The organism is Puniceibacterium confluentis, assembly GCF_007923445.1.
GTDB classification, from domain to species: Bacteria; Pseudomonadota; Alphaproteobacteria; order Rhodobacterales; family Rhodobacteraceae; genus Puniceibacterium; species Puniceibacterium confluentis.
In genome coordinates this window covers 17,112-30,659 of the sequence record NZ_VOJI01000011.1, presented here as the reverse complement: position 1 = coordinate 30,659, position 13,548 = coordinate 17,112, and the positions used below count along the sequence as shown (strand labels likewise).

The following is a 13,548-nucleotide window of genomic DNA, read 5'->3' as shown; positions in this document are numbered from 1 at the left end:
GCTAATCCGAAGTGGCTGCGCGGAAACTACTAGGCCATGACCACGGCGTCCGGCGCGACCTCTACCTCGCCTTGTTCCGCCAGAAATTTTTCGGCCTCAAGCGCCGCCATGCACCCCATACCGGCTGATGTGACGGCCTGACGGTAGATGTGATCGGTCAGATCGCCCGCCGCGAAAACACCCGGAATCGATGTTGCGGTGGAATCCGGATTGGTCACGACATAACCGCCATGGCGCGTGTCCAGCTGACCCTTCACCAGCTCTGACGCGGGGGCATGGCCGATGGCGACGAAGAAACCGGCGCAGGGCACCGCGGTGATCTCGCCCGTCGCGACGTGCCGGGCGCGCACGCCTTCTACGCCGCGCGGCTGGTCGGTGCCAATGACCTCGACCGGAGCATGGTCCCAGAGGACCTCGATCTTGGGGTGATTGATCAGCCGGTGTTGCAGGATTTTCTCGGCGCGCAGCGTGTCGCGGCGGTGGATCAGCGTGACCATGGAGGCGAATTTGGTCAGGAACAGCGCCTCTTCGACCGCGGTATTGCCGCCCCCTACCACCACGACCTGCTTGCCGCGGTAGAAGAACCCGTCGCAGGTGGCGCAGGCCGAGACGCCGAAGCCTTTGAAAACCTCCTCGCTCGGAAGGCCGAGCCATTTTGCCTGAGCGCCGGTGGCAAGGATCACCGCGTCGGCAGTATACGTGGTGCCGCTGTCACCCTCGGCGGTAAAAGGGCGCTGCGACAGATCGATGGAATTGATGTGGTCACTGATGATCTCTGCGCCGACGTCGCGGGCGTGGCCCTCCATGCGGACCATCAGATCGGGCCCCTGCACCATCGCGTCGCCGGGCCAGTTCTCCACTTCTGTGGTGATCGTCAACTGGCCGCCGGGCTGGATGCCCTGTACCAGAACCGGCTCCAGCATGGCGCGGCTGGCATAGACGGCGGCGGTGTATCCGGCGGGGCCGGAGCCCACGATCAGGACTTTGGTGTGCTTGCTGGGCATTCGGGTCTCTCCGGGATTGGCGATGGCAGCGCTCGGCGCGGCGCGGGAATGGGCACAAGGCGGCCGGGAGGTAGCCGCCTTGCCGGGGCAGAAGGAGCGCTCCGCCCCAGAAACGCGGCCCCGTAGGGCGCGCCTCGATAGATCGTGAAGCTTAAGCCGTCACTTCGGATTTCGCTGTTTCCGCGCCTTTGGCCTTGCGCTCGGCGGCACCAACCGCGGCAAATTTCCCGGCAAAGGCTTCGATCTCGTCGACCGACAGGCCCTTGACCGCGTTCCATTGCTTCTGGTTGTATTCCTCGGTTTCGAGCTCGGTCCAGAAGCTGTCATTCAGCCGGTTGATCATGTTGAACATCGCCGAGGCCATCGAAATTTCGACAATCTCGGTCTCGGTGAAGTTGTCCTTCATCGCGGCCCAGACCTGTTTATCCCGCGCTGCGGTGTTGTTGGTCATCGCCTCGGCCCACGCAATCGCCGCCCGGTCGCGGTCGTCAAACAGCGGGCTGGTCTTGTAGCTGTCGTCCATCATCGCTTCGAGTTCTTCGTCGGTGATGCCCAGGCCCTGTCCGAAGGTGGATGTATGCGCGGTGCAATAGGTGCAGGCATTGGCCATCGAGGTCTTGATGCAGGCCAATCCGCGCAGTCGGGCATCGGTGGAGGCGCCCAGATCGGGTTGGCGCACCGCTGCAACCAGACCGCCGAACCAACGGGCGATGTAGGGGCTGTTCTTCGCCAGAATGCGTTGCAGGTTGGCAGTGCGGCCAAGGAAGCGGTCCGATCCTTCCAGTATCAGTTTGGCGGTTCCGGTGGCGTCTTCGTGGCTTACGCCGGGCAATCGTTGAGACATGGTTTTCCTCCCAAGGGTTCAGGTTTGAAGTCGTGTCGTCTGCTATTCTACCGGCGGCCAGACACGCCGCCCCGCATGCGGGCTGCCATAGGCATGAGTGGCGTATTCCAGCACGTGCCGCCCCTGCCAGTTCTCGTTCCGGTCGGCGGCAACGAAGCGATGCTCAAAGCTGCTGTCGCCCTCCGGCAGGTCGGTGAATTCCCAAAGCACGCCATGTTTTGCCCATCCCGCGATCGAGACCAGCTTGCGACCACGGATCATGCCGGGGGTGACAGATACGCGGGCGAACCGTTCCGCCCTGTACCAGCGGGCCAGTTCGACCTCGTCATCGGGCGTGCCGACATTGTAGTTGCCCAGCTGCATCGCGGGTGGCGGCCCCATGCCATAAGGCGCGGCGCGAAGTTCAGGCGAATTGATCACCTGCTCTTCGAGATAGACGGCGCAGCGGTGGTTCTTCCGTTCGGCGAGCTGGTCGGCATGCGCCGCGGCCAGCGGGTCCAGCGCGTTGCCTTTGCCAAAAAAGACCTCGGGCGAGACGGCTGCAGTCAAGACGACGTTCTGCCATCCCGTCGGCAGTGACGGATCGGTCGTCTCCCTGCGCCGGGGCGCGCCCGCGATATAGGGCGTGTCGGGCAGTTCGACGATGTCGTAATGGCCAATCCAGGCGACGCCGGGCGTGGCCTTAACCGCCGGGAAATACACGCCGTGCAGCCAGAGGCGGGTTTCGGCACAGGAGACCTCATCCAGATCGAACCATTCCGCCTTGATGACTTCGCTCATTGTTTGCCTCCTCAGTGCCGGCCCGGGAGGCGGCTTTCCGGCATTCGGAACGTGGGTTTTCGGTCTGCGCATCTTCGCCCAGGGTCTTCCCAGTCGCGTCACGGTTTTAATCCGGGCCTAACGGTCGACGTCCCTTCGATCCCTGGTGCCGGTGAGTGCGCAATCCCGTTTGACTTCTGGCATCAGCTTACCAGATGGAAGCAAGCACCCGCAGGCATCTTTCTTCATGTGCAATATCAAGTTTATTGATACTGGGCACTTCAATCCACCTCTGAGCAGGATTGGTCACTGCATCTGACAACCCGCCAAGCGGGTCAAACCGACCTTGCTCGCACGTCCACTGACGAAAAGAAAAATCACGACGATTGGTCAACCATTAATATAATATAGCGGCCTACTACCTGCGTACTTCGACCGCTATCTCCCCCACCGAACATTCCAACTTGCTTTTTTTGGGTACTTCGTGCCATAAGATCTCCGAATTGCGCCTAAATTGGTCAACCAATAGGAATCAACAATGTTAGATACAAGATTGGCAAAGCGGCCCTTGGACGCAAAAGACAGGGGCGGATTGGGCGATGATCTGCCCGCCACCATGCGGGCCTGGGTCCTAGGCGACCCGGACGAGTTGACCCTGACCGAAAAGCCGGTCCCCTCCCCCGGTCGAGCGGAGGTACTTGTGCGGATCGACGCTGTGGCGATCTGTGCCACCGACCTTGAGATCCTTACCTATGGCACCCCGGCCCTGATCGAGGGCGGTGCGCCGTTCAACAAGAACTACACGCCCGGCCATGAATACATGGGCACTGTCGCAGCACTGGGGGCCGGGGTCGACGAATTTTCCGTGGGCGACCGGGTGACGGTCGAGATCCATGCAGGCTGCGGCCAGTGCAAGCGCTGCAGGATGGGCATGTATACCTCGTGCCACAATTACGGGCTGAACTACGGCGATCACGACAAGGGGCACCGTGCCAACGGCTTCACCACCGATGGCGGCTTTGCCGAATATGCAGTCAACAACATCAACACGCTGATTCGCGTGCCCGACGCCATGACGGACGAAGAGGCGACGCTGGTGGTGACGGCGGGCACCTCGATGTACGGGCTGACGGAACTCGGCGGGCTTGTCGCGGGCGAAAGCGTTGTGGTGATCGGGCCAGGGCCGATCGGGCTTCTGGCCGTCGCAGTGGCCAAGGCGCTGGGCGCGTCGCCCGTCATTTTGGTCGGCACCCGCGAAAGTCGCAATGCCATCGGGCGCGAGTTGGGCGCCGACGTGGTGATCGACGCCAGAAGCGAGGATGTGGTCGCCCGAGTCAAGGAGTTGACCGGCAAGGGCGCGGACTACGTGGTGGATTGCGCCGGAGTGGAAACCACCGTCAATCAGGCCGTGCACATGACCAACCGCGGCGGGCGTATCTGCCTCGCGGCCTTTCCGAAATCCGCGGTGTCCTTCGATCTGGGCGCGCTCGCGGTGAACAATATCTATCTCTACGGCATTCGCGGTGAGGGCAAATCCGCCACCCACCGCGCGATGGCCTTCATGGAGGCCGGGCGGTTTGACGCCAGCCTCGTGCACACCCACACCTTTCCGCTAGAAGACCTGCCAACCGCGCTGAAATACGCCCGCGAACGGATCGACGACGCGATCAAGGTGGTCGTGTCGATGAGGCCGGGCATCACCGGCGGCGCAAAAGGAGCCAAGACATGACCAAGGCCAGACGCGGCATCTATGCCGCCGCCATCTCCCCGTTCCATGCCGATGGTACGCTGGATCGTGCCAAGTTGCTGAACTATTGCCAACATCTGCTGAGTGACGGCGGCTGCGATGGTGTGGCCCCCACTGGCACTACAGGCGAAGGCACATCGGTGGGCATGGCCGACAGGCTGGCGCTGCCGGGCGACTTCGCCAAGGCGGGGATATCGCCCGACCGCGTGATCTTCGGCACCGGCGCGCCATCCCTGCCCGATTGCGTCGCGTTGACCCATGCGGCCTGTGACGCGGGCTATGTCAATGCGCTGGTCTTGCCGCCTTACTACTACAAGGGACCGTCCGACGACGGGCTGTTTGCCTTCTACGCCAAGCTGATCGAACAGGTGGGAAGCGACGATTTGCGGGTCTATCTCTATCATTTCCCGCAAATGTCGTCGGTGCCGCTCTCCACCGATCTGGTCCTGCGACTGCGTGCCGAATTCGGCCCGGTGATCGCCGGGCTGAAAGACTCGAGCGGCGACTTCGAGCAATCGCGCGCTTTTGTCGAGGCGACCGGTGGAGTGGCAGAGGACTTTGACATCTATCCCTCGTCCGAGGCCTTCCTCTGGGACGGGCTGGATATCGGTACGGCGGGGATCATCTCGGGCTCGACCAATATTTTTGCGCCTAAAGTTCAGGTTGCGCGCCAGACCGCCAAAGGCCCCGCGCGCGACGCCGCGATGGAGGCGGTCAGGAAGGCCCGCGCCGTGGCGTCGAAATACCCGCTGATGGCGGCTATGAAAACCGCCGAGGCATGGCGCAGCGGCGATGACAGCTGGCTACAGATGCAACCGCCGCTGGTGCCGCTGAGTGGTTCGCAAAAGGCTGCGTTCAAGGCCGACCTTGCCGGGCTCGACGCTGAAGTGGAACCTGCGGAGTGAATAACATGACCACCAAACACGGCTCCGACCATGTGGACATCAACCCTGACCGCGCCGCATTCGCCCACTGGCCGAATGGGCTCTACGAAGAGATGCAGAGCGATCTGAACAACGGTTGCGTCGGCTCGGTTCTGGTGTCCGAGACCGACACCATGCGCATCTGGCACCTGCACCTGCCCGCTGGAAAACGCTGCCGGTTTCATCGCCACGTGAACCGCTATTTCTGGACCGCGATGACCCCCGGCATGGCGCGCGGCTATTTCTCGTCCGGCGAGATCCGAGATGTGGAACATTACAAGGGCGAGACCAGGCACTTCGACTACGGAGACGGCGATCACATGGTGCACGCGGTGGAGAACATCGGCGATACCGATCTGCTCTTTACCACGGTCGAATTCATCGACGGTCCGAATGCACCTTTGGATGTGCCCGATCAGGTACGGTTGGCGCGTTAGTCCGTGGCAGGCGGCGTGCGAGAGATCGGCAGAAGGATCGCGGAGTTATCCAGATCGCCTTCGTCGTGCTCCAGCGCGTCGTGCATCATCTCAAGATAAGTTGCCGTGAAGGGCAGGCCCTGCCCCGCCGCCGCCGCGCCGTCGCGGATCAGGGTGAAATCCTTGGCCGATTGGCGAATGCGGCCCTGCGGTTTGAAATCACGCGTGGCCATGAGGGCGCCCTTGGAGTCCATCGCGGCGGAATAGGCCGCCGAGGCGCGCGCGATTGTAAGGAAGTCATCCGCGGCAAGGCCCAGGCATTCGGCAAACACCATGCCTTCGGCCAGGGCTGCGCGATTGAGACCCAGCGTCAGGTTGATGGCGAGCTTTGCGCGGTTGCCATTGCCGATGGCACCGACATGCAGAAATTGCCGCGACAGCAAGTCAAGAAGCGGCGCGATCCGCTCCACCGTTTTGGGATCACCCGCCACCATCAATAACACGTCCCCGTCCGACAGGGCGCGGCTGGTGCCGGAGATCGGCGCCTCGATCAGGGTTATGCCCTTGGCGGCGGAGGCATCGGCCAGGCCCTGCATCCGGTCGGGATCGCAGGTGCTTACTGACACCAGCACGCAACCGCCTTTCGGCGCGGCGTCGATCAATGCGGCGAGTTGAGCGGTATCGAAGACACAGGAAAAGATAACCTCGGCGCTCCAGACTTCTGCCTCGGCGCAAGCAGTGCCTCCGAGGTCCGCAAGCGCCTCAGCCCTGGCGGGATCCGGATCAAACCCGCGCAGGTCATGGCCCGCGCCGATCAATAGTTTGGCCACCGCGCTGCCTATCAGGCCAAGGCCGAAGATGCCGATTGTTTTGCGTCCGTCAGCCATGGTTCACCTGCTGAGCCAGTGCTTCAAACATTGGAAAGAGGTGGGAAAAGTCGGTCTCTGCCGCGCCACTCTCAACAGCGGCGTGCAACAGATCATGCGTCAACCCGGTGAACACCGCCGGGCCGCCCAAAGCCTTGGCGTACTGGCGCGCAAGCCCAAGATCTTTTTCCAGATTGGCGATCCTCGACCGGGCATTCATTGTGCCGCCGAGGATATCGCGCGGGAAACGCACTTCGGTCACGAAACTGCGGGCATTGCCAGCGTTCAGCACTTCGACCGCGCGATCCACGTCCAGCCCCGCCTTGCCTGCCAGCGTCAGACCTTCGCAAGTGGCCATGAAAGCGCTATGTAGAATGAGGTTGTGGATCAGCTTCATCGCGTGACCCGACCCTACCGGCCCCATGTGGAACCGCTGTTTCGAGATCTGGTCCAGCACCGGGTCGATCTGCGCAATGACATGCGGCGCGCCGCCCATCATCAGCGTCAGGCTCCCGGCGTCAGCACCCGCCGCACCACCAGTCATGGCAGCATCGACGTACGCGACGCCGTCGGCTTGGAGCCTTTCGGCAAGGGCTATGGTGCCGGACGGATGCGAAGTGGTGAGGTCGAGTATCAACTGGACATTGCGCAGGGACATGCCCGCCAACGCCGCTTCAATCTGGGCCTTTCCGGGGACGACGAAGACGAAGATGTCCGCCGCCTCCACCGAGTCACTCACCCGGTCGGAGAAACCCGCTTGCGCGAAGCGCGCTGGGTCAGTGTCGGTCGCTGCGCAAAGCAGGCCCGCCGCGTCCAGACGGCGGGCGATGCCCTGGCCCATCTGGCCGAGGCCGAAGACGGCAATCCCGGTCACGAGACCTTCTTGGCGTCGAACATATCGGCCAGTTTGGCCATCGTATGGTTCGACATCGGCAGGTCCACCGGCTCGCCGATCTCGGCCGAGACATCGGCGGCGAGATAGCTTTCCATGACCAAACGCGCATGCTCAGGTGCCACCAGCGGATCGCGATCCAGCAGAACCGATTCAAGGAAATGCAGCGTCTCCGGCCCCATCTGACCGGCATACATGTGATCCACATGCTCGCCCGGCATGGTCGACATCGGGAATTGAGTGCCACCGTCCGCCAGATTGAGCCAATTGTCCCGCGAGGTGTCGTCGAGCACCAGCGAGCCTTCGGTGCCGGTGATCTCGATCCATGTGGCGCAGTAATTGGGATAGCTGGGCGGCAGGTTCCAACCGCCACCGATCACCACAAGGGTACCATTGTCCATGTTCACGGTGCTCCACATACAGTCGTATGAGCCGTTTAGCTCTTTCATGAAACCGTAGGCGCCTTGGGAATAGACCTTGGTGGGTTTGGCATCGAGCATCCAGTAGACGAAATCGAGGTCATGGGTGGATTCCATCGCAGCGGGCGACAATTTCACGCGGCCTGCGATGCGCGTACCGAGGGCGCGCGACAAGTGTCGCGAGACCATGACATTGACGATCTTACCAAGCTTGCCTTCGGAAATCGCCTTTTTCGCCCAAGCGATTTTCGGGTTGAAGCGCTGCGAGTACCCGATGGTGAATTTCACGCCTTTTTCTTTGGCGGTGTTGATCAGGTCATCGGCCTCGGCCAGTTCCATCGCGATGGGCTTTTCCAGAAGCACGTGCTTGCCCGCCATCAGGCAGTCGCGCGCGATGGGGTAATGCGTGGGCTCGGGCGTGGTCGAGATATAGACCACTTCGATGGCCTTGTTTCGCACGATCTCCTGGTAGTCGTCGGTCGCGGTGGCCGGGTTGGTCAGTTCTTTCACCTCCGCCAAGCGTTCGGGCCGGATTTCACAGATATGGAGCTTGTCGACAAGCGCCGATTTCGCGAGCGTTTCCGCGCGCATTCCCCCGCACCAGCCGGTGCCGATCACGGCCACTTCAACCTGTCTCATATTCGCTCCCAACGTATTCAATTTGATGATCAGCTTTGCAAATACAGAATGGGTGAGCAAACAAGCTTTCCTGATACCTATTATGCAGTCTTCTGATCCTGTAGCTCAGTCGGAGGGGCTGGTCGTCATCAGCGACAGTGTGCTATCGAGATGCGCCCGCATGGCCGCCCCAGCCGCGGTCCCGTCACGGTTTTCCAGCGCGGCAAAGATGGCATCATGCTCGTTGAATGAATGGTATGCCGGGTCCGGTCCGCGGTCGGTGGTGTTGAGCCGACGCCAGACGACCGCTTGCCTGACGCCATTGAGGATCCTGTGCAGGGATTGCAAAAGCGAATTGCCCGACGCCGCGGCGATGGTGGCGTGGAATTCGCTGTCCAATTGCTCGTAGGCGCCCCAACTCGTGGCCTCGCGCATTGCATCGGCGAGCCTGCGCAGCTCTCGCAGTTGTTTCGGCGTAGCATGCAGCGCGGCACGTTGGGCGATTTCCGGTTCCAGTGCCAGACGGGCATTCATCGCCTCGACCGGGCCGGTAGTCTCGGCCAGCGCGGCGATGGTCGCGTCGACCCCGGTGCCGCCGCGCGAAGGACGCGGGGCCTTTGCAAGGAACGTTCCGCGCCCGACGTGGCGTTCCAGCGCGCCATCGGCTTCGAGCACCAGAAGCGCTTTGCGCAATTCGGCCCGGCTGACGCCTAGGGTCGCGCAGAGTTCACGCTCGGGCGGCAGACGGGCGCCCCTGGCCAGACCGGCAGTGGCGATCCAATTGCGCATTCTCATCAGGACGGGGTCTTGCATTGGTTTGCCAAATGAACGGGTTTCTGCGCGCCCTGCCCCGGCAAATCGCCTTCTCTTCCGGCGTCTTTGCCTTTATAATGCGGGCAGCACCGTCCCAGTTGGCACAAGCCAATCCGTATGGTCAACCAATTCCGAGTTACACCTGATCACGAGGCGACATATGAGCCACCGTTTCGCCGGTTTCGACAAAGGTCCGGGTGACCTCGCGCGCGCCATAGATCCACAGGATAGTCAACGGCCCGTCGCCGGTGTTACGGAAGTAATGCGGCACCTCGGCGGGCACAAAACTGGTGTCCATCGGGCCAAGCTGCGTGATCTCGCCACCCACTTTCGCCTCGGCTGTGCCCGACAGGATCGTCACCTGTTCGGCGCAATTATGCGTGTGCAAAGGCGCGGCGCAACCAGCGGGGAAGGATGTTGTGCCGGTGGTAAAGGGCGCCGCGGGGTCGGTGTTCCGCCCTACCATGAGCCGGGTTTCCACGCCGTCGCCACGCGCAAACGGCGTGATCGCATCGTAGGGCACGATGGTGCCCCGTGCGCTGTCGTTCCGAGATGTCATTCCTTGTCCTTTCAAGTTTTCAGGAAGATGCCATGACCGTTACTGTCGCCCAATCCGATCTGCGGGCCTTCATCGCCCGGTGCTTTAAAGCCTGTGGCATGCCCACGCCGGATGCCGCCAAGGTCGCCGATCTGATGACGAAGGCCGATCTGATGGGCCAGGACGGGCACGGCGTCTTTCGCCTGCCGATGTATGTCAAGCGCATTCGGGCGGGTGGAATGAACATGACTCCAGCGTTCAAACGGTTGAAAGATCGCCCCGCCACCGCGTTGATCGACGGCGACAATGCCATGGGCCATCTGGTCATGCACCACGCCACCGGACTGGCGATGGAAAAGGCCCGCACCACGGGCGTCGCTTGGGTCGGCGCGCGGCATTCCAATCATGCCGGCCCGGCCTCGCTTTATGCGATGATGCCGGCGGCTGAAAACATGATCGGGCTTTATCTGGCGGTGGGCAGCGCCAATCACATGCCCCCGTGGGGCGGGACGGATATGCTGCTCTCGACCAACCCGATTGCCGTGGCGCTGCCGTCGCAGGACTTCCCACCGGTCGTGCTCGACATGGCCACCACCGTGGCGGCCTATGGCAAAATCAAGACAGCCGCACAACGGGACGAGACCATGCCCGAAGGTTGGATGATCGACCGAGAGGGCAATCCTCTGACCGATCCGAAGCGAGCCTCCGAGGGTTTCCTGTTGCCGATTGGCGGGCCAAAGGGATACGGGCTGTCGCTGGTCTTCGGCATATTGGCGGGGGTGCTGAACGGCGCGGCCTTCGGGCGCGACGTGGTGGATTTCAATGCCGATGCCGAAACCGTCACCAATACCGGCCATGTGATCCTTGCGCTGGATATCGCTGCCTTTGCCGATCCGGATGAGTTTCGCGCCGGCATCGATGCGGTCTGGACCCAGATGAAATCCTCTGGGCGGATGCCCGGAGTCGATGCCATCCGGCTGCCGGGCGAACGGCTGGACCGGGTGATGCGCGAGCGCGCGGCACAGGGCATTCCGATACCGGAGGCGTTGCGCACAACGCTGGCGGGTCTTGCCGCCGAACTTGGAGTTGCGCCGCTCTGAACGGCAGAAAATGCGCCGGGCGAACGGCCCGGCGCATTCGTGGTCTGATCCGCTGATGGACGTCTGCGGCATGGAGATTACTGCGACGTCAGCTCCTCGACCAGTTCCTGATACGCCACCGCCTGGCCTTCGCGCAGGGCGTGGTATTCCTCACCGGTCATCGGATCGACGCTTTCGCCCAGACGGCCCATCAGCTGCAAGAATGTCTCGTCTTTGCTGGTTTCCGCAAAGGCCGCTTCCAGTTTCTTCAGCACTTCCGGCGGCGTACCGGCGGGGGCGAGAACAAAGCGGTGCATGAAGCCGATGTCGCCATCGATGCCCACCTCGGTGAAGCTGGGCACGTCGTCATAGACACGCTCTTCACCCGCGGTGGCCAGCACCCGGATCTTGCCGGCTTTCAGCAACTCGCCCAGCGTCGAGGGGAACGCCAGCGACATGTCGGAATCGCCCGCCAGAAGCGCCTGCATGGCGGGGCCGCCCCCTTGGTAGGGCACCATGTTCATCACGAAATCCAGCTTTTTCATCATCTGTGCAGCGGGCACGAAGAACGCGCCCCAGTTGCCCGAGTGGCCAAGTTGCAGCTCGCCGGGGTGTTCTTTGGCATGAGCGACCAGTTCTTCGAAGGTCAGGAACGGGCTGTCCGCGCGCACGATCACCGAGGCGGGTGCAAAGTTGATCCGCGCCACCGATACAAAATCCGCCATCGGATCATAGGGCAGGTTTTCGACATACTGCTGCAACATATCGATGTAGTTGTGTGTGAACAGAAGGGTGTAGCCATCCGCCGGCGCATTGGCCACTTCCTGCGTGCCTTTCTGTCCACCGGCGCCCGGGGTCAGCCGCACGATCATCGCCTGGTTCAGATAGCTGGGAACGATGGAGGTAAGGATGCGCGCGTTCAGGTCATGCGAACCGCCGGCTCCGAGCGGGATCACCAATGTCACCGGCTTTTCGGGATATTCGGCGTATGCCGGCGACAGGGTGGTTGCCAGCGCGGCCCCCGAAATGGCCAGCGCGGCCAGCGATTTCTTGGCAAAGGTCTTGAGCATAGAGTCTCTCCGTTGGTTGGATTTTCGATGAGGCGCGGCGCATCGAGGCGCCGGGCCGGTCGGCGTCAGGCTGCCTTGAGGTTGCTGTAGAGACGTTTCCACAGCAGGTAGCCCATGATGGGTGTGGCGATCAGCAGCGTCAGGGCGCCAATGCGCTCGGTCAGGAAGAAGCCCAGGGCGTTTCCGCCGGACATGGCGACGGTCTGGCCAAAGGCGTATTCCATCGACGGCCCGAGGATGAAGCCCATCACCATCGGCATGACGTCAAACCGCGCGGATTTGGCGATGATGCCGAAGATGCCAAAGGCCACCAGGATCAGCAGGTCGGTCGGGTCCGAACGATAGACGTAGGTGCCCGCGAAGGAGAACATGATGACCATCGGGATGAGGATCGAGGTCTTGATCGTGACCAGCCGCGAGAACATCGGAACCGAGAGATAGCCGATGACCAGGAACAGCAGGTTGGCGATGACCATGGCCACAAGAATGGCGAACACGGTGGCGCCCTGTTCCTCGAACAGCTGCGGGCCGGGACGCAGACCCTGCGCCACAAAAGCGCCCAGCAGGATCGCGGTCACGTTGTCGCCGGGAATGCCCAGCGTCAGCAGCGGCACCATGGTCGGGCCGTTGACCGCGTTGTTGGCGGCCTCGGCGGCAGCGACGCCTTCGATTTCACCTTCGCCGAAGGTTTCCGGGTGGTCCGACGCGTTCTTGGCGGCGGAATAACCCATCATCGCGGCGACGACCTGGCCAAGACCGGGCACGATGCCGATGCCGGTGCCGATCACCGTCGAGCGGCATATCGTCTTGAAGCAGCGGCGGAACTCGGAAAACTGCAGTCTTTCGCCCATCAGCGCGGCGAGTTTCCGGCCCTGTTCGTTGCGGATCACGACCGAGGCGACCTCGGGCAGGGCGAACACGCCGATCAGCATCGGCAGCAGCGGAATGCCGGACTTGAGGTCGAACAGACCGAAGGTGAAGCGCTCCACCCCGCCCAGCGGATCGGTACCGATGAAGGACAGCCACAGGCCAAGCATCATCATGATCAGCGCCTTGAGCGGATTGGCCCCAGACGTCGCGGCAATGATCACCAGGCTCATCAGCAGCACGGCGAACAGTTCCGGCGGGCCGAACTGCATGACCATATAGGCGATCGGAAAGATCATCAGGATGGTGAAGAAGTCGCTGGAGGTGTCGCCGAAGACCGAGGAAAACAGCGCCATGTCCAGCGCCTTGCGCGATTTTCCCTTCTGCGTCAGCTTGTAGCCGTCGCGAGAGGTCGCCACCGCCGCTCCGGTACCCGGCATCGAGATCAGGATCGCCGGCACGCTGCCGCCGAAGATGCCGCCCTTGTAGATGCCCAGCAGGAAGGGGATGCCGACGATCGGTTCCAGGAAGAACGAGATCGGTAGCAGGATCGCCATCGCCATCAGCGTTGTGAAGCCGGGGAGGGCTCCGACGAGCATGCCTGCGAACAGGCCTATGCTCATCATCGCCATGGTGTCGAAGCGCATTGCCATGGCAAAGCCTTCGAAGAATTGATCAATCATGTCGTGAGCC

General features: G+C 62.2%; 14 protein-coding genes. 4 read left to right on the top strand and 10 right to left on the bottom strand.

Features of this window, described 5'->3' with window-relative positions; all coding sequences use genetic code 11:
* Positions 1-29: 29 nt before the first annotated feature.
* The 3 genes from trxB to FOY53_RS13465 form a co-directional block, all read right to left on the bottom strand.
* Complete coding sequence (gene trxB / locus FOY53_RS13475) at positions 30-1,004, bottom strand: thioredoxin-disulfide reductase (RefSeq protein WP_146589690.1); 975 nt, start codon at positions 1,002-1,004, stop codon at positions 30-32.
* A gap of 151 nt (positions 1,005-1,155) precedes the next feature.
* The gene (locus FOY53_RS13470; protein ID WP_146589688.1) at positions 1,156-1,848 is read right to left on the bottom strand and encodes a carboxymuconolactone decarboxylase family protein; all 693 of its coding nucleotides are present in this window, start codon (positions 1,846-1,848) and stop codon (positions 1,156-1,158) included.
* A 42-nt stretch (positions 1,849-1,890) separates the two neighbouring features.
* Positions 1,891-2,628, bottom strand: a complete 738-nt coding sequence (locus tag FOY53_RS13465; protein ID WP_146589686.1) for a hypothetical protein — start codon at positions 2,626-2,628, stop codon at positions 1,891-1,893.
* A gap of 517 nt (positions 2,629-3,145) precedes the next feature.
* Here FOY53_RS13465 and FOY53_RS13460 point away from each other — a divergent pair.
* The 3 genes from FOY53_RS13460 to FOY53_RS13450 are packed head-to-tail and all read left to right on the top strand — an operon-like array spanning position 3,146 to position 5,714.
* On the top strand, positions 3,146-4,336 hold the full coding sequence (locus FOY53_RS13460) for a zinc-dependent alcohol dehydrogenase (protein ID WP_146589684.1): 1,191 nt from the start codon (positions 3,146-3,148) through the stop codon (positions 4,334-4,336).
* Entirely contained in the window at positions 4,333-5,259 is a 927-nt protein-coding gene (locus FOY53_RS13455) for a dihydrodipicolinate synthase family protein (protein ID WP_146589682.1), read from the top strand. Before FOY53_RS13460 ends, FOY53_RS13455 begins: the two co-directional genes overlap by 4 nt.
* Positions 5,260-5,264: 5 nt before the next feature.
* The gene (locus FOY53_RS13450; protein WP_246107395.1) at positions 5,265-5,714 is read left to right on the top strand and encodes a hypothetical protein; all 450 of its coding nucleotides are present in this window, start codon (positions 5,265-5,267) and stop codon (positions 5,712-5,714) included.
* Here the strand turns inward: FOY53_RS13450 and FOY53_RS13445 are convergent.
* The 5 genes from FOY53_RS13445 to FOY53_RS13425 form a co-directional block, all read right to left on the bottom strand.
* Complete coding sequence (locus FOY53_RS13445) at positions 5,711-6,580, bottom strand: NAD(P)-dependent oxidoreductase (RefSeq protein ID WP_146589680.1); 870 nt, start codon at positions 6,578-6,580, stop codon at positions 5,711-5,713. The genes FOY53_RS13450 and FOY53_RS13445 overlap by 4 nt on opposite strands.
* Positions 6,573-7,433, bottom strand: a complete 861-nt coding sequence (locus FOY53_RS13440) for an NAD(P)-dependent oxidoreductase (protein WP_146589678.1) — start codon at positions 7,431-7,433, stop codon at positions 6,573-6,575. The genes FOY53_RS13445 and FOY53_RS13440 overlap by 8 nt, the downstream gene beginning before the upstream one ends.
* Positions 7,430-8,569 (bottom strand): Gfo/Idh/MocA family protein, encoded by a 1,140-nt coding sequence (locus FOY53_RS13435; RefSeq protein ID WP_222435258.1) that lies wholly within the window; start codon positions 8,567-8,569, stop codon positions 7,430-7,432. Before FOY53_RS13435 ends, FOY53_RS13440 begins: the two co-directional genes overlap by 4 nt.
* A 45-nt stretch (positions 8,570-8,614) precedes the next feature.
* Entirely contained in the window at positions 8,615-9,277 is a 663-nt protein-coding gene (locus FOY53_RS13430) for a FadR/GntR family transcriptional regulator (RefSeq protein WP_222435257.1), read from the bottom strand.
* 160 nt (positions 9,278-9,437) lie between these two features.
* Positions 9,438-9,860, bottom strand: a complete 423-nt coding sequence (locus FOY53_RS13425; protein ID WP_146589673.1) for a cupin domain-containing protein — start codon at positions 9,858-9,860, stop codon at positions 9,438-9,440.
* A gap of 32 nt (positions 9,861-9,892) precedes the next feature.
* Here FOY53_RS13425 and FOY53_RS13420 point away from each other — a divergent pair, with 32 nt between their 5' ends.
* Positions 9,893-10,939, top strand: coding sequence for an Ldh family oxidoreductase (locus FOY53_RS13420; protein WP_146589671.1), 1,047 nt, complete (start codon positions 9,893-9,895; stop codon positions 10,937-10,939).
* Positions 10,940-11,016: 77 nt separating this feature from the next.
* Here the strand turns inward: FOY53_RS13420 and FOY53_RS13415 are convergent, their stop codons facing one another.
* Together FOY53_RS13415 and FOY53_RS13410 are read right to left on the bottom strand one after the other, a co-directional pair.
* Complete coding sequence (locus FOY53_RS13415) at positions 11,017-11,988, bottom strand: Bug family tripartite tricarboxylate transporter substrate binding protein (protein ID WP_146589669.1); 972 nt, start codon at positions 11,986-11,988, stop codon at positions 11,017-11,019.
* Between the two features lie 65 nt (positions 11,989-12,053).
* A complete protein-coding gene (locus tag FOY53_RS13410; RefSeq protein WP_146589667.1) occupies positions 12,054-13,538 on the bottom strand; it encodes a tripartite tricarboxylate transporter permease in 1,485 nt (494 codons plus the stop codon).
* Positions 13,539-13,548: the final 10 nt, after the last annotated feature.